Raw genomic sequence first — 22,657 nt, 5'->3', positions numbered from 1 at the left:
AATAGATAAGAGGCAGAAATGATTACAATAGGAATTACCGGCGGAGTGGGTGCCGGAAAGAGTACAGTGCTTGATTTTCTCGAAGAAAAATATCAGGCATATGTGATGAAAGCGGATGAGATCGGCCATCTGGTGATGGAGCCGGGGCAGGTCTGCTATGAACCTGTGATTGCATTATTTGGAAAACAAGTAATAAAAAATGATAAAACTATTGACCGCAGGCAGATTTCGGATGTAGTATTTTCACATCCCGAACTGTTGGAGAAGTTAAATCAGATCATTCATCCGGCTGTGAAGCAGTATATCAAAGAGCAGCTGGAGATAAAAAAACAGCAGGGACAGAAGGTATGTGTGGTGGAGGCTGCACTTCTTTTGGAGGATCATTATCAGGAATTTTGTGATACCATATGGTATATCCATACGGATGAAGAAATCCGTATTCAGCGGCTGATGGAGAATCGTGGTTATACCAGAGAGAAATCAGCCAGTATCATTGCGAGTCAGGCTCCGGAGAGCTTTTTTCGGGAAAATGCAGATTATGTTGTTGTAAATAATGGCAATTTTGCACAGACCAGGCAGCAGATTGAGGAAGGAATCAGGAAATATGAGAATTTGTAGCATTGCCAGCGGAAGCAGTGGAAACTGTATTTATGTTGGCTCTGACAATACCCATCTTCTGGTGGATGTAGGCATCAGCGGAAAGCGGGTGGAGCAAGGATTAAATTCTTTGGAATTGACAGGAAAAGATATTGATGGTATTTTGATTACACATGAACATTCCGACCATATCAAAGGTCTGGGCGTGATTGCAAGGAAACATCAGATTCCGATCTATGCGACCGGCGGAACTGTGGATGCTTTATCCCGGATGAATCTTGGAAAAATGCCGGAAGGGATTTTTCATGAAATTTATGAGGATGAACCTTTTGAAATAAAAGATCTGACAGTAAATCCCTTTACGATTCCGCATGATGCAGCACAGCCGGTCGGGTATCGCGTGGAATGTGGAGAACATTCTGTGGGAATTGCTACAGACCTTGGAAAATATAATGAATACATAATCAGTAATCTGCAGAATCTTGACGCGCTTCTTCTGGAGGCAAATCATGATATCCGCATGCTTCAGGTTGGAAAGTATCCTTATTATCTGAAACAGAGAATTCTGGGAGACAGAGGCCATCTTTCCAATGAAAATGCGGGAAGACTTTTGTGCAGGTTATTGCATGACAATATGAAAGCCATATTCCTTGGGCATTTAAGCAGGGAAAACAATTATGAAGAACTGGCATATGAAACCGTCTGTTCAGAGGTAACCTTAGGTGACAACCCTTATAAGTCCCGTGATTTTAAGATTCAGGTGGCGAAAAGGGATTGCATATCAGAAGCAATTACAGTGTAGAAAGGACAAAGAACTTATGAAAAAGACAATCATCACAGTAGTAGGAAACGACACCGTAGGAATTATTGCAAAAGTTTGTACATATCTTGCAGACAACAATGTAAACATTCTTGATATCTCCCAGACCATCGTACAGGGATACTTCAACATGATGATGGTAACTGATGCCAGCAAATGTGAGAAAGATAACGGGGTTCTTGCAAAAGAACTGGAAGCCCTTGGAGATCAGATCGGCGTAGTAATCCGCTGCCAGCATGAAGACATCTTCAATGTAATGCACAGAATCTAATAGAGGAAGGCAAGTAGCGAAGCGGATTGCGAATTTTACTTGATTCAAAACGCTGAAAAAACATACAAGGGAGAAATTAGACATGATCAATATTTTTGAAGTAAATGAAACGAATAAAATGATCGAACAGGAAAACCTGGATGTGCGTACCATTACAATGGGTATCAGTCTTCTTGACTGCATTGACAGTGACCTTGAAACATTAAATAAAAAGATTTACGACAAGATCACAACCTGCGCAAGGGATCTGGTATCTACAGGTGAGGCAATTTCCAGTGAATATGGAATTCCGATCGTGAATAAAAGAATTTCTGTAACTCCGATCGCATTGGTAGGCGGAGCTGCATGTAAGACAAAAGAAGATTTTGTTACGATCGCAGAGACTCTGGATAAAGCTGCCAAGACAGTTGGCGTAAACTTTATCGGTGGATATTCTGCACTGGTAAGCAAGGGAATGACTCCGGCAGAGAAGCTTCTGATCGAATCTATTCCTCAGGCACTCGCAAAGACGGAGCGTGTGTGCAGTTCTGTGAATGTAGGTTCTACACGTACCGGTATCAATATGGATGCTGTCAAGCTGATGGGAGAGATTGTTCTGGAGACAGCTCAGGCTACGAAAGAGCAGGATTCTCTTGGATGTGCGAAACTGGTTGTATTCTGTAATGCACCGGATGATAACCCGTTTATGGCAGGTGCGTTCCATGGTGTGACAGAGGCAGATACCATTATTAATGTGGGTGTCAGCGGACCTGGCGTTGTAAAGACAGCTCTGGAACAGGTAAGAGGTAAGGATTTTGAAACTCTTTGTGAGATGATCAAGCGTACTGCGTTTAAGGTTACACGTGTGGGACAGCTGGTTGCACAGGAGGCTTCCAGACGTCTGGGTGTGAAATTTGGAATCGTGGATCTGTCTCTTGCTCCGACTCCGGCGATTGGCGACAGTGTTGCTGAGATTCTGGAGGAGATTGGTCTTGAGCATGCAGGTGCACCGGGAACAACAGCTGCTCTTGCGTTGTTAAATGACCAGGTTAAGAAGGGCGGCGTTATGGCTTCCACAGCAGTTGGTGGTCTGAGTGGCGCATTTATTCCGGTCAGTGAGGATCAGGGTATGATTGATGCGGTTAATGCAGGTGCGCTGACGATTGAGAAGCTGGAAGCGATGACTTGTGTATGTTCTGTAGGTCTTGATATGATCGCAATTCCGGGAGATACGAAGGCTTCTACGATTGCGGGTATTATTGCGGATGAGTCTGCGATTGGTATGATTAATCAGAAGACTACGGCTGTGCGTCTGATTCCGGTTATTGGTAAGGAAGTTGGCGAGGTTGTTGAGTTTGGCGGATTGTTGGGTTATGCGCCGATTATGCCGGTGAATCAGTTTTCTTGTGATGCGTTTGTGCAGCGTGGGGGAAGAATTCCGGCGCCGATTCATAGTTTTAAAAATTAATATTGTCAGAAAGAGGAATGGCCAGGAACTTCGGGAGAGGGGGGGGTCTGGCCTTTCTTTTTTTATCAGGAGGGACGCGTGGCAGACAAAGTATTTTCTGCCACGCTGGTTGTTGGTGTGGGTGGGGCAATATTGGATGATTTATAATGATTTTAATATATGGAGGAGTTTGGCGTTGTCTTCGGGGATCATGATGCAGAAGCGGATGTATTCTCCGTCGAGGCATTCGAAAGAGGAACAGTCGCGGATCATGAGGTTCTGGCGGATGCAGGCGTCGAAGACGTCGTAAGAGGTCAGGCCTGGTTTCTGGATTTTCAGGAGGATGAAGTTTGCGTAGGCTGGGTAGGTTTTGTATGTTGGAATCTGGCTCAGGGCGTGAAGGAGGCGGTCACGTTCGGAGAGGATCAGAGTCCGGGTCTGGCTGATGTATTCCTGGTCTTTGAGCATGAGTTCACCGGCGAGGGCTCCGAGGCTGTTGAGGGACCATGGGACTTGTTTCTCTTTCATTTTTTTGAGGAATTCGAGGTTTCCGGTGATTCCGTAGCCGAGACGCATTCCCGGGGCGGCGTAGAATTTGGATACGCCGCGAAGTACCATGAGGTTAGTGAATTCTCTGGTGAGGGTTACAGCAGTGATTGCCTGGATGTCGGGGGCGAATTCTACGTAGGTTTCGTCGATCATTACGAAGATGTTTTTCTCGGAGCAGAATGCGAGGAGTTTTCGTAAATCTTCTGTAGAAATGGCGGAAGAGGTTGGGTTGTTTGGGTTGCAGATGATGAGAAAGTCATATTTGCCATCCAGAGTCTGGCAGAGGTCATCTATATCCAGAATAAAGTTATCCTCTTCGCGAAGGTGGTAGTATTCCTGAGTGCTTCCGGAGAAGGAAAGTTCTCTGGAGTATTCAGAGTAGGTAGGTCCGAGGATCAGGGTGTGTTTCGGATTTCTTTCCTGGATCAGAAGTGCGATCAGCTCGCTGGATCCGTTTCCGGGAAGGATGAAATTGGCAGGGACGTTGCAGTAGTCTGAGATTGTATTGCGAAGAGAGGTGTAGTCTCTGTCCGGGTAAGAAGACAGGATGTCCAGGTGGCTGGCGAGCTGTTTTTTCACATTCTCAGAAAGTCCAAGTGGATTTACATTAGCTCCGAATTTTACAATATTTTCCTGTTTGAGGTGGTAAATCTCGCATATTTTTTCGATATCACTTCCGTGAAAAACCATTTTAGTAGTTGACATATAACATTCCTCATTTCTGTATAAAATTTATCGCTGTTTATTAGCGTATTGACACCTATTTTCTATCTGATATATTACCACAAGCTATTATTGATAGCCAGTAGCTATGTTACAAAGTTAATAACGCAGCTTCCCGAATGCCTTAGAATTGCATGGTTCCGAAACTAAGCCCGAAATCTTTTTATATTCCCCGCGTCCCTTAATGAAAAAAGGAAAAGAAAAAAATAAACCTCTTGACATATGCACGTTAGCGTGGTAAAGTAAACACATCAAAACCGATGAGAAAGAAGAGTAAGCAATTAAGAATCATTCCAGAGAGCGGTCATTGGTGGGAAGCCGTATGAAACTGATTGTTGAATGGCCTTTCGAGGGCGGTCCGAAATCTTAATAAGCGTGAGAGTAGGCACCGACGGGAACCGAACCCGTTATAAATCAGGAGTGTATGTTTGTACATGAGAAAGTGGACGATTCGTCAATTTGAGTGGTACCGCGATAATAAGATTCTTATTACCGTCTCAAGCAGGAGATAGCTTGTGGCGGATTTTTTATATATAAAGAAACCTTATTAAAATTTCTGCTATTATATATAAAAGCCCGACAGATAAAAAATGACAGGGCAGGAATTCTTTTTGATCTGAGTGGTTCTTCAGAGTAATTGACACATCCGGGAAAAGGAATCCGGGGAGTTCTTTCTCACAGACAGTAACAAGGGGGTGGCAAATATCCCTGAGACTATGGCAGCCAAAAATGAACTGCTAAATAAGATGTAGAGAGAGGAAAAAGACTATGAAAAAAAGAGTATTAGCAATCGCAGCAACAGCAATGGCAACTATGATGATGGCATCACCGGTTATGGCACAGGATTTCAAAATCGGTATCTGCAACTATGTAGATGACGCTTCCTTAAATCAGATTGTAGATAATATCCAGTCCCGTCTGAAAGAAATCGGCGAGGACAAAGATGTTACTTTTGATGTATCCTATGATAACTGCAATGCAGATGCCAACGTCATGGAACAGATCATTTCTGATTTTCAGGCTGATAATGTAGATTTAATGGTAGGTGTTGCGACACCGGTAGCAATGCGTATGCAGTCCGCAACAGAAGGAACAGATACACCGGTTGTATTCTCCGCAGTATCTGATCCGGTAGGCAGTGGACTTGTAGAAGATTTAGATGCCCCTGGGGCAAATATCACAGGTACAAGTGATTATCTGGATACAGCATCAATTATGAAACTGATTCAGGCAGTAAACCCTGATGTAAAGAAAATCGGTCTTTTGTATGATATCGGACAGGATTCTTCTACAACAGCAATTCAGGAAGCAAAGGATTATCTGGATAAAGAAGGAATCGAATATGTAGAGCGTACCGGTACTACAACAGATGAAGTACAGCTCGCGGCTGATGCACTGGTAGCAGATGGTGTGGATGCGGTATTTACCCCGACCGACAATACAATTATGACAGCAGAGCTTTCTATCTATGAGAAATTCATTGATGCAGGTATCCCGCAGTACACAGGAGCTGATTCTTTTGCATTAAATGGCGCATTTGTCGGATATGGTGTTGATTACGCAAACCTTGGGCAGAAGACAGCAGATATGATCGCAGATATCCTTATGAACGATGCAGATCCTGCAACAACTCCTGTAGAGACATTTGATAATGGTACAGCAACTATTAACACAGAAACCTGCAAGGGACTTGGACTTGATTTAGAAACAATCAAGAAAGATTTCGAGCCACTGTGCACACAGGTAAATGAAATCGTTACAGCAGAGAGCTTTGATGAAGTAGAGGAGTAGGAGGAAATTATCGTGACTATTGCGACTATACTCTCTCTTGGAGAGACCGCACTGAAACTTGGTCTGATCTGTTCACTGACAGTTCTTGCTTTGTTTCTCAGTTATTCTATGCTGAATGTCTGTGACCTTTCCACTGATGGCTGCTTTACTCTGGGAGCAGCTGTTGGAGCGGCAGTGGCAGTCAGCGGACATCCTTTTTTATCAATTTTTGCAGCTATGGCTGCAGGCGTGTGCTCGGGATTTGTGACGGCTATACTTCAGACGAAACTTGGCGTTGACAGTCTTCTGGCCGGAATTATCGTAAATACAGGTTTGTATTCTGTGAATATTGCAGTGATGGGAGGTTCTTCTCTGATCAATATGAACAGAACAGATACTGTGTTTTCCATGATGAAAGAGGCGCTGAAAAATACACCACTGAAAGGGAGAGGAGATATTGTAGTTGCTTTTATCGCAGTAGCCATAGTGGTTGTCTTTCTTGTATTTTTCCTTAGAACAAGACTTGGTCTGGCAATCAGGGCAACCGGAAATAATGCAGATATGGTTAAATCTTCCTCTATTAACCCGGTATTTACTACAATCGTAGGCCTTTGTGTGGCAAACTCATTTACAGCACTTTCCGGATGTCTTCTGTCTCAGTCACAGAAATCTGTAGACATTAATATTGGGCAGGGAATGGTTACAATCGCACTTGCCTCCCTGCTGATTGGTGGCACGATTCTTGGCAGAGGCGGTATCTTTGTAAGAGCGGTCGGTATGGTGCTTGGTTCATTTATCTTCCGCCTGGTATATACCGTCGCGCTGAGATTTAATATGCCGGCATTTATGCTGAAACTGGTATCTTCTGTGATTGTTGTGCTGGCTATTTCAGGTCCGTATCTGAAGAAACAGTGGCCGCAGATTAAGAGAAGAATGACTCACAGGAAGGGAGTACAGTGATTTATGCTGAAGATTGAACATATTTCCAAGACTTTTAATCCGGGTACGGTAAATGAAAAACAGGCAATCAAAGATCTTTCACTTGAACTGGAAAAAGGTGATTTTGCAACGATCATCGGTTCTAACGGAGCAGGAAAATCAACGCTTTTTAATGCAATCTGCGGAGATTTCCTTACAGATTCCGGAGTGATCATGCTGGATGGACAGGATATTACTTTTATGCCACAGCATGTGCGTGCAAAAACGATCGGACGTCTGTATCAGGATCCGATGAGAGGAACAGCGCCGGGAATGACGATAGAAGAGAATCTGGCGCTTGCGGCAGGAAAAGGCGGATGGCTTTCCCATGTGTCCAGGCAGGAGAAAGAGCGATTCCATGAAGAACTGAAACTTCTGGATATCGGACTTGAGAAGCGTATGACTCAGCCGGTAGGACTTCTCTCCGGTGGACAGAGACAGGCGCTGACACTTTTGATGGCAACTATGAATCCACCGAAATTGTTGTTACTGGATGAGCATACAGCAGCCCTTGATCCGGGAACAGCAGAGAAAGTATTGAATCTTACGAAGAGAATCGTGGAGGAACATCAGCTGACTTGTCTGATGATCACTCACAATATGCAGTCTGCGCTGGATCTTGGAAACCGTATCCTGATGATGGATTCCGGAAATATTGTGCTGGATATTCACGAAGAAGAGAAGAAGGGCCTGACGGTAGAAGGACTTCTGGAGAAATTTAAGACGGGTGCCGGAAAGATGCTGGATAATGACCGCATTCTTCTTTCTGGTGAGAAATAATGATATCAATCGAGCAGGAGGCTAATCAACTAATGATTAGTCTCCTGTTCGGTTATGAGCAAGTGGCAAAGCGGATTGCGAATATCCGCTTGACAAGAAGTAAAAAGATGAAAAGAAAAATATTAGTTACTGTTCACATACCACTATCCCGCGAGGTGTTTTGGCATGAATATGCCAAAATCCCGAGACATACAAGCCAAAATTCCATTGCCGCAGGCAATCTGGAATGAATTTTGGCAAAGTTACTGTGAACGGAGTGAACAGTAACAAATATTAAGGATAGTTATTGTTAAGAAAAGAGAGCTGCCATCTCCGGAATCGCTGGACAAAATGCAGGTATGCAAGGTATAATTATTAAAATGTATGCAAGTGATGGAAATCAGGAGCACTAAAAAATAAAAAGGAGAATTGCTGTGGAGAAGAAATTTGCTGTAAATGCATACAGAATGTTTTTGATATGGGGAATATTTTCTGCTTTGGGAACTGCTGTATCTACACTTGTGGATGCTGTTTTAATAGGAAATTATATAGGGAGTGATGGCCTGGCAGTGACCAATATAGCAACTCCTGTTTTTTTGCTTTTTGCTTTACTGTCAGTGACAACGGCTGTTGGGGCTAACGTTCTGATCGGACAGGCTCTTGGAAAATCTGAAACCGAAGAAGCAAATAAATTATTTCATATACAGCTTACGGCAGGTCTGGTGGAAACAGTCGTGTGTATGGTGACAGGAATTTTGGGTGGCAGAAAACTTTTATATGCAATTGGAGCTACAGATACGATCATAAATCTGGCAGAGTCTTATATTTTTATAGTTTTCTTATGCGCAGGTGCATTTATTTTTTATTATATTCTTTCTTATTCAGTGCGCAGTGATGGAGATCCGAAGACGGCAGCAGCGGCATCGGTTGTTCTGATTGTGCTCAACATTGTTTTGGATATTCTGTTCATGGGAATTATGAATTTTGGCATTAAGGGTGCATCGCTTGCATTGTGCATTGCTACTTTTTGCGGTGTTCTGGTTTTGCTGACACATTTTATGAGAAAGCATACACTTCTTCATTTGGGCCTGGCAGTTCCTGAGAAAGATATTTTGATTGAGTTTGTTAAAAATGGATTTGGGACAGGTTCTGCTTTTCTTTTTCAGGCAGTTGTAATAAGTGTATTTAACAGGCTGCTTGTGAAACAAAGCGATGGAGTTTCGCTGGTGGCGTTTTACAGTATTCTTTATACGATGTCTACATTTGCATATGCTGTTTCAGATGATGCCTCATCTGCGCTTACTCCCGTGGTTACTATTTTTAAGGGAGAAAAAGATGTTGACAGTATTATGAAAGTGGTTTATACAGCGTTAAAAGTGGTTATGTGTGCAGGCATAGCGATATCCGGTCTGTATATGATATTTGCTTCGCAGATTATTCAATTATTTGGAGTCACAGATTCCGGGCAGATACAGTTGTTTGCAAAAGGCTTTCGGATTTTCGCATTAAGTATTACACTCACAGGAATTAATGCAGTGATGACTTCTTTCTGGCAAAGTCTTTCCAGAGCAAAACCGGCAGGTATTATGTCTGTTTTGAGAAATTTTATGATGATGCTGATTTTGGGAAATATTTTTATTCCCCGTTTCGGCACAAATGGATTGGGAATTACATATTTATGCTGTGAAGGAACAGGTATTCTTTTTTTATTGTATGTCCATATCAGGTCTAACACAGAAGAAATGCTGAAAAAAGACTGTTCTACAGTTTTGCGCTCTTATGAAAAAGCTTATGTAATTAATAAAGACAGTATTGCGGAAATTTCATCGGATCTTGAAAAAATCAGTGAGGAATGGGAAATTGATTTTAAACAGGCATTTATGATTAATTTTGTAGTAGAAGAAGTAATATTGAATATCATTAAATTTGCGGTAGATAAAGAAAAAAAGGAATGTTCGATTGCAATACGACTGGTAGATGATCAGGGAGAATATATCATGCGTATCCGAGATGATGTGGCAGATTATAATCCGTTTGAATCGGATGGAGATGAAATTGATCATGCAGTCTTGAAGATGATTCAGAAAAAAACAAAATACTGCGATTATCAGAGAAAACTGATTTTCAATTATCTCTACCTGATTTTATGAATTATGAAATATATTAACTATTCAGTAGTCTACGATCTCGTAACTGTGAAGGAACGGAACAGTTACGAAATATATTTCATGGGAATTTTATAAATAACTATAGCAATCCTCGTAAATAATGCATTTAAGACAGTTCGGCAGAGTGCGAAGGACAAAATAATAAGGAAAAAATGATGGATCAGATAAAAGATGTATATGTGCTGGATGATGAAATAAAACGTTTAAAGAATCAGAATCAGTTGCTGGAAGAATATGAAGGACCGGTTTATAATCATATATTCCGAAAGAAAAGAGGGCAGGCTGTCCTTGATATTGGTTGCAATAATGGTATGAAAACAGTAGAGCGATTCGATAGAAAAGAAATCGAAAGTGTAACAGGTATAGAATACCATAAAGAACTGGTTGCATTCGCAAATACCAGATATAAAGGAGAAAAATTTGTATTTTATCAGGCAGATTTAGAAGACAGTGGACTGGAAATGGTCTTGAAGAAAGATATGAAAGAGAAAAAAATAACAGGATATGATGTAATTAATATTTCATTTGTCTTAATGCATTTAAAAGAACCTGAGAAACTGTTATGCCGATTAAAAAAATATCTGAAAAAAAATGGAACGATGATGATTATTGATGCAGAAGACCGCTTTAGCACAATGGTTCCGGATGAACAAAAAAGGATGAAACTTTTTCTTGATATATGCCAGAGAGATCCGCTTTCCGGCAATCGGCACTCTGGAGAGAAGATAAAAAGATACCTGAAAAAAAGCGGATATCATAAGATTGTAGTTCATAGTAAATGTGTGAATGCCAAAGAAAAGGAGAAAGAAAAAAAGGAACTTATTTTTGATACATTTTTTTCATATCTTCCATTGGATTATGCATATCTTTGTGAAACAGAACCGGAAGATTCTGATTATTTTGGAATTAAAAGGAAAGTAAAACAGCATTATGCAATATTTCGAAAAGAATTTGTAGAAAAGTCTGTTTACGTTGCATGCGGAGTCATGATTTTTACATGTTGCAGATAGCTGGGAGAGAAGTATATGACATTTGTACAGGAGAATAAAGAAAAAAATATCAGAATTGAAAAAATGGGAATAACGGATATTTCGGCAGTTGTCAGAATGTGTGATCAATGTGTAGGAGAAAAACTTTATTCCGAAAGTGAGATAAGAGATGCGGCAGTAAATCCTGACAGCTTTATTTTTCTTTTAAAAAATCAGGAAAACATGCTCTGTGGTTACGTATATTTTCAAAAAACAAGTCAGAATGAAATGGCAGATTTTCTGAAAATAGATCAGGCAGTATTAAAAAATCTGATGGGCTCTGAAAAAAATACGCTTGTTAATTTCCGCTCTATAGGAATCGAACCGAAAATGAGGAATAAGGGCTTATCAGAAATTTTGTTTTCTTTTGCTATAGAGTATTCGCAGAAAATATTAAAAGCAGATTATATGCTGGGAGCCTTCTGGAAAAAATATGATGAAATTCCTATGGAAAGTAATTTGCGTAAATTTAAATTTGAACATTTACTGACTGTAAAAAATATGTGGTATGAAAATGAAAAATTAATATGTCCTGTCTGTAAGGGACGATGTACCTGTTCAGCAGAGATATACATAAAAGAGCTAAAGGAGGAGATGCAATGAAGATAAAGCTGTTGCCCAAATTTGTGATATCATTAGTAACTCTTGGGGTAGTGCTTACTCTTTCAATTTCACTGTTCAGTTACACCAGTTCAAAAAAATATTATGAAAATGCCTATGCAGAACGTGTACTGATCGGGAGTAAAACCATTGCTGAAATGCTTTCGGAAGAAGACGTAAAAACTATTATTGCAGCAGATGGTGACCAGACAGAAACTTATCGTGAAATGTACGAGTTGATGAATAAATTAAAGGAAGATAATGAAGTTACTTATTTATCACTTGTTGTTCCGGATGAAGACAGTGTAACATTTTATATTGATACCTGTGTGGAAAGCATGGGGGATCTTCCTGAGAATCAGATTCCTTATGCATCAGACATTCTGTATACAGATGCGGCAAATGGAGATGATGATCTGCAAAATTATCATGTGATCTGGGATTATTATTCAAAAAATGAGGCACCACCTATGCCTCTTGTTACAGATAACAGTTATGGATACAATTATACTGCAGTGTGCCCGATTCTGGATGAAAACGGAAAGGCGATAGCTGAAATTCAGTATATTCTGGATATGAAGCAGGTAAGACAGCATCTTAACAGTATTTTGTATATGATGTTTGGTATTTCTTTCGGTATCATAGCTGTTGGTATAGTTTTTTATATTTTGTTTGTGCGGAAAGCGGTCACAAATCCATTGGGAAAACTGGCGCAATTTACACAGGATATTACACTTTCCAGTGAATTTCATAAAAAAAGTATTTCTATCAATACTGGTGATGAAATAGAAGAATTGGGGAATTCATTTAATTATATGTTGGAAAAACTGGATGAATATCTGGATAATCTGCAAAAGGTAACCGCTGAAAAGGAAAGAATCGGAGCAGAACTTGATGTTGCAGCAAAAATTCAGGCAGATATGCTTCCATGTATTTTTCCGGCTTTTCCGGAAAGAAAAGAGTTCGATATTTTTGCTTCTATGACTCCGGCAAAAGAAGTTGGTGGAGATTTTTATGATTTCTTTCTGGTGGATAATAATCATCTGGCAATTGTTATGGCAGATGTATCTGGAAAAGGAGTTCCGGCAGCGCTGTTTATGATGATTTCAAAAACATTAATAAAAAGTGCGGCACAGACAGGGATGTCTCCTAAATATATTCTGGAAAAAGTAAATAATCAGCTGTGTGAAAATAATGAAGCAGGAATGTTTGTAACAGTATGGATTGGTCTGCTTGAAATTTCAACAGGAAAAATGATCTGTGCAAATGCAGGACATGAGTATCCTGCTATCCGAAGAAAAAATGGACAGTTTGAATTGCTTAAAGACAGACATGGATTTGTGCTGGCAGGCATGGAAGATATGAAATATACAGAATATGAAATTACACTTGAACCAGGTGATATGATTTTTGTATATACAGATGGAGTTGCAGAGGCTACAAATGCAGAAAATGAGTTATTTGGCACAGAGCGGATGCTGGAGGGCTTAAATTCGGCTACATATGAAGACTGTAAAGATCTGCTGCAGGCAGTTCATAAAGAAATTGATGGATTTGTGGGGGATTCGCCACAGTTTGATGATATTACCATGCTTTCTCTGAGAATATCAGATATAGATTGTATAGTTGAAAATTAGATGATATAGCCAGAGGGTATACAGTCTGGAAACTTTATCTGGACCGTATACCCTCTGAATTTGTTTTAGATGATAATAATCTGCTTCTGAGTTTCATGGTAAAATTTCCTGTCGTTTTTCAGACACAGGAGTTTTTCGTATAAATTAGAGGAGAAGATGTTTTCAGCTAAAATATGTTCTGCTTCTTTATCCTGCAGTTTCTGCACATCGGAAAGTTTTGTGATAAGAGGAATTCGGCTGTGCTGCTTGATCTGGCTTAGCAGTTCACTGCTTTCCCTGCAAAAACCAAGAACTCTGGCAAAGGGAATCTGTGTCGGCACAGTATGGATATTTAATATAATATGAAGCAATGCCCTCTGTATCCTTGTCTGAGTAAGCTCTCTGGTTTTTAAAACAGCAACAGACTGGGAGAAGGACGTCAGAAGGTTTTGCTGATTTATGATTCTTCGTGCAAGATCCTCGGAAACATCCATATAGGAAGAAAGGCTTTCTACATTTTCCTTCATAAGGCAGTAAGAAAGAATAGAGTCCAGAGAATTTTCTGTGAGAAATTCACCGGAGTCCAGCGCCTTTTTGAAAACGTAAAAAGCATCTGGCGGAATCTGGGATGACAGTATATTGACAATTTTGTTATCCGAATTTCTGCCTGGATTATTTATGTCTGAGATTGCCTCTGGATGGCTGCTTCCCGAATCTTGAATAAGACTGCGTATAGCAGTTGCAGATGCAAAAAAATCAGTGGATGACTGTAAATCAGGGGAGGGGCTTGCTGAATCTCCTTCAGGGACAGTGGTTTCATGATACCCCATCCCTTCCCTGCGGAGGGTGACAGGGCGGATCCGGCTGTTCAGGCGGAGAAGTGCCTTACAGTATTCGATTCCCAGAATATTATTGGGAGTGCTCAGAATCTGTGTCACTTCATTTAACAGAGGAGTAAGGACTCCGTCAAAATCGTCACCGCTGAAGTTGCGTGGATTCTTAAAATATTCTGTCAGCGCCTGGCTTCTGGCAGCGGGAAAAGTCAGACCCTCGCTTAAAAAGCTTTTCAGCAGCTTCTTATATTCTTCCGGTTCTTCTACAAGGATCTCAGCCAGTTCTTTCAGTGCGCTGATCTCCCCTGACTCACTTCCGAAACATAGCATATCAACAACACCAAGGCTGTCCAACAGGGAAACACCGCCCATTGCAAAGGCTTCCGCACTTGCCGTAGAGACAGATACCGGCATTTCGAGCACAAGGTCTGCACCGCACCGCAGAGCCATTTCCGCCCGCGCATGTTTGGAGATGAGAGCAGGGGTGCCGCGCTGTACGTAATCTCCACTCATGGCAACGATAACATAATCTGCCTTTAACTTTTCCTTTGCATACAGGATCTGATATTCATGTCCTTTGTGAAAAGGATTATATTCTGCAATAATTCCTGCTGTTTTCATAAATTTACACAGATGCTCCTTTCTGAAATTCTGTAGAGTTCTCTTTTTTTACCATATTGCATCTTAAAAAAAACTTTTTTATGTCATATTCTACCATTCAGATGCTTGAAATACAAGGCTTCAGGAGTTATAATGAAAACAGCGCAGAAAACAGATTACAGTTCACGGAATATATCCGGTGAATGGTAATGATATCTGGTACACAGACATTGTGATATCAGAACTGCTATATGAAAGGAGCCATTTTAATCATGGGATTTATTGACACACTCAAAGAGAGAGCAAAAGCAAACGTAAAAACAATCGTACTTCCGGAGACAGAAGATAAGAGAACTCTGGCAGCTACAGAGAAAATTTTAAAAGAAGGAATTGCAAAGGTTATCCTTGTTGGTAACGAAGAAGCTGTTAAAAAGAGTGCAGCTGAAGACGGATATGATATTTCCGGCGCACAGATCGTAGATCCTGCTACATCAGAGAAAACACAGGGATACATTGACAAGTTAGTAGAATTAAGACAGAAAAAAGGCATGACACCGGATCAGGCTAAAGAGATTCTTCTTAACCAGTATCTGTACTATGGTGTAATGATGGTAAAAATGGGCGATGCAGACGGTATGGTATCCGGTGCATGTCACTCTACAGCTGATACATTAAGACCATGTCTTCAGATTCTGAAGACAAAACCAGGTACAAAACTTGTATCCGCATTCTTCTTAATGGTAGTTCCAAACTGCGAATACGGCGCAAACGGCGCATTTGTATTTGCTGATTCCGGTCTGAACCAGAACCCGACTTCAGAAGAGCTTGCAGCAATCGCAGCATCTTCTGCAGAATCCTTCGAACTTCTTGTTCAGGAGAAACCAATCGTTGCAATGCTTTCACACTCCACGAAAGGCAGTGCAAAACATGCTGATGTAGACAAAGTTGTAGAAGCTACAAGAATCGCAAAAGAGCAGAATCCGGAACTTGCACTTGACGGAGAATTCCAGCTTGATGCAGCTATCGTTCCAAGCGTAGGTGCTTCTAAAGCTCCTGGAAGCGAAGTTGCAGGTAAAGCTAACGTACTTGTATTCCCAGACCTTGATGCAGGTAACATCGGATACAAACTTGTACAGCGTCTTGCAAAAGCAGAAGCTTATGGACCTGTAACACAGGGTATCGCTAAACCTGTAAACGACCTGTCCCGCGGATGCTCTGCAGACGATATCGTTGGTGTAGTAGCTATCACAGCAGTACAGTGCCAGGCTGACGACAACAAATAAGATTTCAGTCAGACAGTAAAGCGGACTGAGAATTGTTTTATCGACTACATAATGTTAAAGGCATCGGAGGAGATATTTCTGATTCTGATGCCTTTGATATCATTACTCATATTTCCCTGGAAATGATGAGAATATTAATATTATAATATGAAAGGAAAAGCTGACAGAAATATTCGAAGACTTGTGTCAGGATTATTGACAGTATTCGAAATTTGTTGCCGGCAGAATATGAAAATGAACGTATTAGTAATCAACTGTGGAAGTTCATCCCTTAAATATCAGCTGATCAACTCTGATTCAGAAGCAGTTCTTGCAAAAGGTCTCTGCGAGAGAATCGGTATCGACGGAAGATTAGTATATCAGAAAACAGGCTGTGACAAAGAAATCACAGAAGCTGCAATGCCTACACATAAAGAAGCAATCCAGATGGTACTGGATGCCCTCACAAATGACAAAACAGGTGCAATCGGAAGCCTGAAAGAAGTAAACGCTGTTGGACATCGTGTTGTACATGGCGGTGAGAAATTTGCCAAATCTGTAGTGATCACAGACGAAGTAATCGCAGCAGTAGAAGAATGCAATGACCTTGCACCACTTCATAATCCTGCAAACCTGATCGGCATTCGTGTATGCTCCGAACTTATGCCGGGTGTACCTCAGGTAGCAGTATTTGATACAGCTTTCCATCAGACAATGCCTGCAAAAGCATATCTCTATGGTCTTCCGATCGAATATTACAAGAACTACAAAGTAAGAAGATATGGTTTCCACGGAACATCTCACAGCTTTGTTTCCAAACGTGCTGTTGAATTCCTTGGTCTTGACAAAGATAACTCCAAAGTTATCGTCTGCCACCTTGGAAACGGTTCTTCCATCAGTGCTGTTGTAAACGGTGAGTGTGTAGACACAACAATGGGTCTTACTCCACTTGAAGGTGTTGTTATGGGAACACGTTCCGGTAACATCGACCCGGCTATCATGGAATTCATCGCTAAGAAAGAAAACCTTGATATCGCAGGTATGATGAACGTTCTTAATAAGAAATCTGGTCTTCTTGGATTATCCGGCGGATTATCCAGTGACTTCCGTGACCTGAACGATGCAGCTCAGAGCGGAAACGAAGATGCAGCTAACGCAATCGACGTTCTCTGCTATGGTATCGCTAAATTCGTTGGCGGATATGTTGCAGCTATGAATGGTGTAGATGCGATCGTATTTACAGCAGGTATCGGTGAGAATGCTATTCCTGTACGTGAGAAAGTTGTAAGCTATCTTGGATACCTCGGAGTTACACTTGACAAAGAAGCTAACGGTGTTCGTGGAGAAGAAATCGTAATTTCCACACCGGATTCCAAAGTTAAAGTTGCTGTAATTCCTACAAACGAAGAGCTTGCAATCTGCAGAGAGACTGTAGCACTGGTTTAATCAGATCAGGCAATAAAGTGCCTGTAATGTGTCCGGACGAGAGAAATATAGTTCGTATAAAACTATATTTATATAGAAGAGAAGGGTGTATCCTGTCAGGGGCACCCTTCTTTGCACCTTGCGGTGTTTTTAAGAAGATATCCCGTAAAGGAATATTACTTGACAAAATGTGAAATTTTTCTAATTTATCGTTGACAAAAGCAAAGACGGTATGTATAATAAAACAAGTGTGGATAGGAGAAAAGTATGCAGATACATTTATCAGATATTTCATCCAGTGAGGGAATGCGTATTCAGAAAACAGTGGAGTTTGGAATGGATACGATCACCTTTCAGTCAGGAAGTTTTCCGGTGCTTGCAAAAGAGCCGGTAGAGCTTACTATTACGAATACAGGTGACAGAAATCTTGAGATTAAAGGAACAGGTAAGATTACCGTAGGTATTCCCTGTGACAGATGTCTTGAGGAGGTTTCAACAGAGATTCCTTTAGAAATCGAGCGAAAACTTGATATGAAGCTTACGGATGAAGACCGTGTGAATGATCTGGACGAGAGTTCTTATCTCACAGGTATGGACCTGGATGTGGACCAGCTGGTCTATCTTGAGGTACTGATGAGCTGGCCTTTGAAGGTTTTATGTAGAGAAGACTGCAAAGGAATCTGTAGCCAGTGCGGGAAAAACCTCAATGACGGTCCTTGTGGATGCGTCGAGGAACCTAAGGATCCCCGTATGGCAGCTATCAGTGATATATTTAGTAAATTTAAGGAGGTGTAACATAATGTCCATCTGTCCGAAGAATAAATCTTCCAAAGCAAGACGCGATAAGAGAAGAGCAAACTGGAAAATGAGCGCTCCGAACCTTGTAAAATGCAGCAAATGTGGCGAACTGATGATGCCGCACAGAGTATGCAAAGCTTGCGGAAGCTACAACAAAAAGGAAATCATTAAAGTTGAAGACTAATTCTTAATGATTACAAAGCATGGCAGGTTGTCCCATCTACTGGGGTGCCTGCTTTTTTGTATGTGAAAATTTGTCGGCACAGTAGTATCAAATAGGGATTAAAAATTGTTTTTAACTGAATCAGGTAAGCCCCCTGCGGAGGTTGCGAAGAACAATAAGCAGTGGGTGGGGACTATAAAATAAAATGGATGAGGAATAAAGGAAATGAATGAAAAGGGGAAGGTAAACCAGATCACGGAAGGTGTGATCTGGAAACAGCTGCTGTTATTTTTCTTTCCTATTGTATTTGGAACGTTTTTTCAGCAGATCTATAATACGGCAGATACGATCGTTGTGGGAAGATTTGTAGGTAAACAGGCGCTTGCGGCAGTAGGTGGTTCGGCCAGTCAGATTGCCAATCTGATCGTAGGCTTTTTTGTTGGATTGTCCTCGGGGGCTGCGGTTGTAATCTCCCAGTTTTATGGGGCGAAAGATAAGAAGGGTCTAAGCAAGGCATTACATACGGCGTTTGCATTTTCGCTTGCAGCAGGTGTGATTCTTACAATTGTGGGAATCTTTTTTGCCAGACCGGCGTTGTTACTCATGAAGACACCGGCGGATGTGGTAGATGATTCTGCTATTTATCTTCAGATATATTTTGGCGGGATCATTTTCAACCTGATCTACAATATGGGAGCTTCGATCCTGCGTGCGGTGGGAGATTCCAAAAGACCATTGTATGTTCTGATCGTGACATGTATTTTAAACATTGTGTTAGACTTGTTTTTCGTTGTGGCATTTCACATGGGAATTGTCGGAGTGGCAGTTGCGACAGTCACTTCCCAGGTGGTCAGTGCGCTGATCGTAACAGGAATGTTATTAAAGACCAGGGAAATCTATGCACTGAAAATCAGCCGGATTCGGTTTGACAAGAGGATGCTGTTATCGGTACTTTGCATCGGCATTCCGGCCGGGCTGGAATCTGTAATGTATAATATATCGAATATTGTGATACAGGTATTTGTAAATAATCTTGGAACAGATACAGTGGCAGCCTGGGGAACACTGGGAAAAATCGATGCTATATTCTGGATGGTGATTAATGCGTTTGCGATTTCCATTACTACCTTTGTAGGGCAGAACTTCGGGGCAGGCAAATATCACAGAATGCGAAAGAGTGTAAGAGTCTGTATGATCATGAGTATGATAAGTTCGGCAGTGATGATCCTGCTGATGTATGGAGGTGCACCATGGATTTACCGCTTATTTACGACAGACAGTGCAGTAATTACTCATGGTGTGCATATGAGCCGTTTTTTACTGCCATCCTATTTTGTTTATGTAATCATTGGAATTCTTTCCGGTGCACTACGTGGAACCGGAAAAGTTCTGGTGCCAATGATCCTTACATGCGGCGGGGTATGTTCCCTGCGAATCCTCTGGCTCTTTACAGCAGGACAGATGTATCCTGGAATTAACACGATCATGCTCAGCTATCCGGTTTCATGGAGTATTACAGCGGTCTTATTCATTGTATATTATTTTATGAAATTCCCGGGAAAAAAAGAAAAAGTAGAATAAACATATAAACAGTAACTCATTTTTCATGAAAAAATGCGATTTATCCTATATCTGTTGCTAAAAGTTCTCAGATAGGGTAATCTGAAGATATACATGAAAAATAAGTTGCTGTTTTTATATTATTGGAAATTATACTCCATAATATTCCTGTGATATGAAAAGGCCTCTGGGCTGGATTGTACTGCAGCGGAGAGAATTATATCGTTAAAGAGAACCAGCGCAGGCGGAGAATCCTGCTTGCGGGATTCTTTTTGGCTATGCGTGAATGAAAAGGGCGTTATTATGGTAACAGAGAAGAAAATAAAAAAAGAAAAAGGTGTAATTGTATTAGCAGTGTTGGCTTTTTGTGCGCTGGGGCTCTGTCTGTTAAAAAGTCCGACAGGGATTTGGGCACAGGCGATTACTGTTCATGATGTGATCGAGCCCAGGGATATCCCTGCAGTGGCTGTTGAATTGAATAAGGACAGTGATGAGATCGTTGAGAAATTGGCAGAGGTATCCTATACGGTTTATACGGATACGGAGACATTGCATATTCCGGTAGTCTGGAATGTTTCTTCTGTAAATATGAAACTGGCTGGCGTTTATACAATAAAAGGTGTGCTGAAACTGCCGGAGGAATATGATCTGGGTGGGATTTCGAGTCCGCAGGTACAGACAACAGTTTCTGTCCAGTATCAGGATAAACCGGACATCAATACCTATTACAGGCTGACTGCCGCTGGTTTATATATTTTCCCATGGATACAGCAGGAAAATCCGGATTCTATGGAAGCATATCTGAAAAAAGACAACGGACAGTGGCTGAATCTGACAGAAGAAGGCTTTGCTTTTTGTGATGAGGAGGGTTTGTATGTTTCCAACCAGAGTATGACTGCCGGAAATACATATTCTATACTGGTGACATATGACAATGGTGAAAAGCAGACTGGCACTTTGCGTTTTCGGTATCTTAAAGATGGAAGTCTGAATATTTACAGTTATCAATATAGCCAGATTGGAGATATCCAGAAACCTGGAAATTGTATTCGGTCTTACGATACCAGCGATGAGAAATACTTAAGCAGATGTGCCGCGTATGCTGTAAAAACGGGCGCAAATCTGAAAAAAATAAAGGAGGAACTGACAGAGGATATAAAACTTCGTGTCAGTACAGCTCAAAAGTTTGAAAATACAGCAGAGAATCCGGAGATCATGCTGGAGTCATCGTGGGATGTAAGTCGGGTAAATACTTCAAAGTCAGGGGTATATAAACTGACGGGAACTTTCGTGATTCCTCAGGGGTATGAGCTGTCAGATGATCTGACACTTCCTGAGGCATGTGCATATATTTCAGTGCAGAAAAAAGGAAATCCACAGATTGACACTTACAGTATGCCTGCGGTAGATATGATTGAATTTCCTATGTTAATGGACGGATTTTCAAAAGCAGATCTTCAGAATATGCAGGTTTATATTCGTGAAAACAAAGGAAGCTATCAGAAAGCAGATAAAGAACTTGTGGAGATCACGTCCCGGGGAGTGCTGCTCTACTGCCGGGAAGTGTTAAAGAAGGGAAATACTTATGATATTTGTGTTGTCCATGAAAAGGGCAGCACCGGAATCTATTCTTTTTCCTACAATGATGAATTTATTGTAAATGAATACTGGCATGAGAGAAATTTTTCGGACAGAGATGAGAAGAATCTTCCGGATATTGTGCAGAAAGCGCCGGAAATAAAACTTACAATAACTCCTGTTCCTGATGGGGCAGAAGCTGACAATGCCCAGAATCAGGAATCAGAAGAAGCAGGTTATGAAAATGGATCTTATAATTATAATTCTGCAAATGCTGGTAATGGACAGGATAACAGGAATACAGGCAATAAAGAATCAGGAACGAAGGTGACAGCAGAAACCGATACGACCAACGATTCAGTGACAGAGCTGAGCACAGACGTGATCACTGCTGTCAGCGGGCGTAGATTACTTTTGATGATACAGCAGAATGGCAGTGCAAAATTTGAAAAGCAGGGGATTTCTGTCACGGTTTCTTCGGAAACGGTAAATGCATGGAAGGTGAATGAAAATGATGAGGTGCAGGTTCGCATTGAAAAAACAGCAGAGTTGGCATTTTCTCTGAGGATTTTTGTCAGAGGAGAGGAAGTGACGGAGATTCCGGGGACTGTAGTGAAGATACCAATCTCAGTGTTAAAAGGAATTCAGTCACCTGAAACGGTGGTCATTGAAGATACGCAGGGAAATCAGTATGCAAAGAGCTATCAGGAGGAACAGAAGGTTCTCCAGGTGACACTTGATAAAACCGGAGATTATTTTATTACAGATGGACAGTCATCAAACAGCGTCCAGGAAAATCAAGGAGAGGCAGGAGCAGATCAGACGGGATTTTCGGTGAAAGATTCTGAGACAGAAGTGGCAGTAACAGACGAAATTATGCAGGAAGATGGAGAGATTCTTTCTGACATGAATGATACCGGTGCAGTTCAGGAATCAGAAGAATCAGAACACAGGGAAAGTTTGTTGACAGGGAAAGATTTGAAACAATCTGTAAAAAATTCTCTGGGTTTGATAATAGCAGGAGCGGTGCTTCTGACTGGATTTTTGATTCTGAGAAAAAAACACAGGAAGTAAAAAAGATAACAATTCAATAACACATGGGCGGATAAAAAACTGTCCCGCAGCGCAATGGA

19 protein-coding genes and 1 other annotated feature are annotated in these 22,657 nt (G+C 41.2%); of the genes, 17 read left to right on the top strand and 2 right to left on the bottom strand.

Features of this window, described 5'->3' with window-relative positions:
* Positions 1–18: 18 nt before the first annotated feature.
* From coaE to WKT11_RS05610, 4 genes are all read left to right on the top strand, one after another.
* Positions 19–618 (top strand): dephospho-CoA kinase, encoded by a 600-nt coding sequence (gene coaE, locus WKT11_RS05625; protein ID WP_117674727.1) that lies wholly within the window; start codon positions 19–21, stop codon positions 616–618.
* Complete coding sequence (locus WKT11_RS05620) at positions 605–1,399, top strand: MBL fold metallo-hydrolase (RefSeq protein WP_117674728.1); 795 nt, start codon at positions 605–607, stop codon at positions 1,397–1,399. Before coaE ends, WKT11_RS05620 begins: the two co-directional genes overlap by 14 nt.
* A 16-nt stretch (positions 1,400–1,415) precedes the next feature.
* Positions 1,416–1,688 (top strand): ACT domain-containing protein, encoded by a 273-nt coding sequence (locus WKT11_RS05615; RefSeq protein WP_117674729.1) that lies wholly within the window; start codon positions 1,416–1,418, stop codon positions 1,686–1,688.
* 82 nt (positions 1,689–1,770) lie between these two features.
* Entirely contained in the window at positions 1,771–3,135 is a 1,365-nt protein-coding gene (locus WKT11_RS05610) for a PFL family protein (protein ID WP_117674730.1), read from the top strand.
* 141 nt (positions 3,136–3,276) lie between these two features.
* On the opposite strand, the gene WKT11_RS05605 is transcribed toward WKT11_RS05610, so the two are convergent.
* Positions 3,277–4,368: a pyridoxal phosphate-dependent aminotransferase gene (locus tag WKT11_RS05605; protein WP_117674731.1), complete on the bottom strand. Its 1,092-nt coding sequence runs from the start codon at positions 4,366–4,368 to the stop codon at positions 3,277–3,279.
* Between the two features lie 269 nt (positions 4,369–4,637).
* Positions 4,638–4,889: a binding site (T-box leader), on the top strand.
* A gap of 265 nt (positions 4,890–5,154) precedes the next feature.
* Here WKT11_RS05605 and WKT11_RS05600 point away from each other — a divergent pair.
* The 7 genes from WKT11_RS05600 to WKT11_RS05570 all read left to right on the top strand — a co-directional run bounded on the left by WKT11_RS05600 (position 5,155) and on the right by WKT11_RS05570 (position 13,326).
* Positions 5,155–6,177 carry an ABC transporter substrate-binding protein gene (locus WKT11_RS05600; protein WP_117674732.1) on the top strand — a complete coding sequence of 341 codons (1,023 nt, stop codon included), beginning with the start codon at positions 5,155–5,157 and terminating at the stop codon, positions 6,175–6,177.
* Positions 6,178–6,189: 12 nt separating this feature from the next.
* On the top strand, positions 6,190–7,116 hold the full coding sequence (locus WKT11_RS05595) for an ABC transporter permease (protein ID WP_242986717.1): 927 nt from the start codon (positions 6,190–6,192) through the stop codon (positions 7,114–7,116).
* 3 nt (positions 7,117–7,119) lie between these two features.
* Positions 7,120–7,914: an ABC transporter ATP-binding protein gene (locus tag WKT11_RS05590; protein WP_117674733.1), complete on the top strand. Its 795-nt coding sequence runs from the start codon at positions 7,120–7,122 to the stop codon at positions 7,912–7,914.
* A 413-nt stretch (positions 7,915–8,327) separates the two neighbouring features.
* The gene (locus WKT11_RS05585; RefSeq protein ID WP_117674735.1) at positions 8,328–10,043 is read left to right on the top strand and encodes an MATE family efflux transporter; all 1,716 of its coding nucleotides are present in this window, start codon (positions 8,328–8,330) and stop codon (positions 10,041–10,043) included.
* 170 nt (positions 10,044–10,213) lie between these two features.
* Positions 10,214–11,071, top strand: coding sequence for a class I SAM-dependent methyltransferase (locus WKT11_RS05580; RefSeq protein WP_117674736.1), 858 nt, complete (start codon positions 10,214–10,216; stop codon positions 11,069–11,071).
* 15 nt (positions 11,072–11,086) lie between these two features.
* Positions 11,087–11,692, top strand: coding sequence for a hypothetical protein (locus WKT11_RS05575; RefSeq protein ID WP_117674737.1), 606 nt, complete (start codon positions 11,087–11,089; stop codon positions 11,690–11,692).
* The gene (locus WKT11_RS05570) at positions 11,689–13,326 is read left to right on the top strand and encodes a SpoIIE family protein phosphatase (RefSeq protein ID WP_181977657.1); all 1,638 of its coding nucleotides are present in this window, start codon (positions 11,689–11,691) and stop codon (positions 13,324–13,326) included. Before WKT11_RS05575 ends, WKT11_RS05570 begins: the two co-directional genes overlap by 4 nt.
* Before the next feature lie 65 nt (positions 13,327–13,391).
* On the opposite strand, the gene WKT11_RS05565 is transcribed toward WKT11_RS05570, so the two are convergent.
* Complete coding sequence (locus WKT11_RS05565) at positions 13,392–14,759, bottom strand: tRNA(Met) cytidine acetate ligase (RefSeq protein ID WP_117674739.1); 1,368 nt, start codon at positions 14,757–14,759, stop codon at positions 13,392–13,394.
* Positions 14,760–15,010: 251 nt separating this feature from the next.
* Between WKT11_RS05565 and pta the strand changes: the two genes are divergently transcribed.
* The 6 genes from pta (at position 15,011) to WKT11_RS05535 (ending at position 22,598) form a co-directional block, all read left to right on the top strand.
* Positions 15,011–16,021 (top strand): phosphate acetyltransferase, encoded by a 1,011-nt coding sequence (gene pta / locus WKT11_RS05560; RefSeq protein WP_117674740.1) that lies wholly within the window; start codon positions 15,011–15,013, stop codon positions 16,019–16,021.
* Between the two features lie 234 nt (positions 16,022–16,255).
* Positions 16,256–17,446, top strand: a complete 1,191-nt coding sequence (locus tag WKT11_RS05555) for an acetate/propionate family kinase (protein WP_117674845.1) — start codon at positions 16,256–16,258, stop codon at positions 17,444–17,446.
* A gap of 246 nt (positions 17,447–17,692) precedes the next feature.
* On the top strand, positions 17,693–18,220 hold the full coding sequence (locus WKT11_RS05550) for a YceD family protein (protein WP_117674741.1): 528 nt from the start codon (positions 17,693–17,695) through the stop codon (positions 18,218–18,220).
* Between the two features lie 4 nt (positions 18,221–18,224).
* Positions 18,225–18,407: a 50S ribosomal protein L32 gene (gene rpmF / locus WKT11_RS05545; RefSeq protein WP_008704709.1), complete on the top strand. Its 183-nt coding sequence runs from the start codon at positions 18,225–18,227 to the stop codon at positions 18,405–18,407.
* A 204-nt stretch (positions 18,408–18,611) separates the two neighbouring features.
* Positions 18,612–19,967: an MATE family efflux transporter gene (locus WKT11_RS05540; protein ID WP_117674742.1), complete on the top strand. Its 1,356-nt coding sequence runs from the start codon at positions 18,612–18,614 to the stop codon at positions 19,965–19,967.
* Positions 19,968–20,204: 237 nt separating this feature from the next.
* On the top strand, positions 20,205–22,598 hold the full coding sequence (locus tag WKT11_RS05535; RefSeq protein ID WP_340283119.1) for a hypothetical protein: 2,394 nt from the start codon (positions 20,205–20,207) through the stop codon (positions 22,596–22,598).
* Positions 22,599–22,657: the final 59 nt, after the last annotated feature.

This window comes from Blautia sp. HCN-1074 (assembly GCF_037890165.1).
Lineage (GTDB): Bacteria > Bacillota > Clostridia > Lachnospirales > Lachnospiraceae > Blautia_A.
Note: the sequence above shows the minus strand (reverse complement) of the source record. Positions and strands in the feature narration are given on the sequence as shown.

Bases quoted from the DNA above. Each gene is read 5' to 3' on its own strand.
- WKT11_RS05580 (WP_117674736.1), top strand. From the start codon at position 10,214: ATGATGGATCAGATAAAAGATGTATATGTGCTGGATGATGAAATAAAA.
- WKT11_RS05610 (WP_117674730.1), top strand. From the start codon at position 1,771: ATGATCAATATTTTTGAAGTAAATGAAACGAATAAAATGATCGAACAG.
- WKT11_RS05590 (WP_117674733.1), top strand. From the start codon at position 7,120: ATGCTGAAGATTGAACATATTTCCAAGACTTTTAATCCGGGTACGGTA.
- pta (WP_117674740.1), top strand. From the start codon at position 15,011: ATGGGATTTATTGACACACTCAAAGAGAGAGCAAAAGCAAACGTAAAA.
- coaE (WP_117674727.1), top strand. From the start codon at position 19: ATGATTACAATAGGAATTACCGGCGGAGTGGGTGCCGGAAAGAGTACA.
- WKT11_RS05565 (WP_117674739.1), bottom strand. From the start codon at position 14,759: ATGAAAACAGCAGGAATTATTGCAGAATATAATCCTTTTCACAAAGGA.
- WKT11_RS05540 (WP_117674742.1), top strand. From the start codon at position 18,612: ATGAATGAAAAGGGGAAGGTAAACCAGATCACGGAAGGTGTGATCTGG.
- WKT11_RS05620 (WP_117674728.1), top strand. From the start codon at position 605: ATGAGAATTTGTAGCATTGCCAGCGGAAGCAGTGGAAACTGTATTTAT.
- WKT11_RS05605 (WP_117674731.1), bottom strand. From the start codon at position 4,368: ATGTCAACTACTAAAATGGTTTTTCACGGAAGTGATATCGAAAAAATA.
- WKT11_RS05570 (WP_181977657.1), top strand. From the start codon at position 11,689: ATGAAGATAAAGCTGTTGCCCAAATTTGTGATATCATTAGTAACTCTT.
- WKT11_RS05555 (WP_117674845.1), top strand. From the start codon at position 16,256: ATGAACGTATTAGTAATCAACTGTGGAAGTTCATCCCTTAAATATCAG.
- WKT11_RS05550 (WP_117674741.1), top strand. From the start codon at position 17,693: ATGCAGATACATTTATCAGATATTTCATCCAGTGAGGGAATGCGTATT.
- WKT11_RS05575 (WP_117674737.1), top strand. From the start codon at position 11,087: ATGACATTTGTACAGGAGAATAAAGAAAAAAATATCAGAATTGAAAAA.
- WKT11_RS05615 (WP_117674729.1), top strand. From the start codon at position 1,416: ATGAAAAAGACAATCATCACAGTAGTAGGAAACGACACCGTAGGAATT.
- WKT11_RS05600 (WP_117674732.1), top strand. From the start codon at position 5,155: ATGAAAAAAAGAGTATTAGCAATCGCAGCAACAGCAATGGCAACTATG.
- rpmF (WP_008704709.1), top strand. From the start codon at position 18,225: ATGTCCATCTGTCCGAAGAATAAATCTTCCAAAGCAAGACGCGATAAG.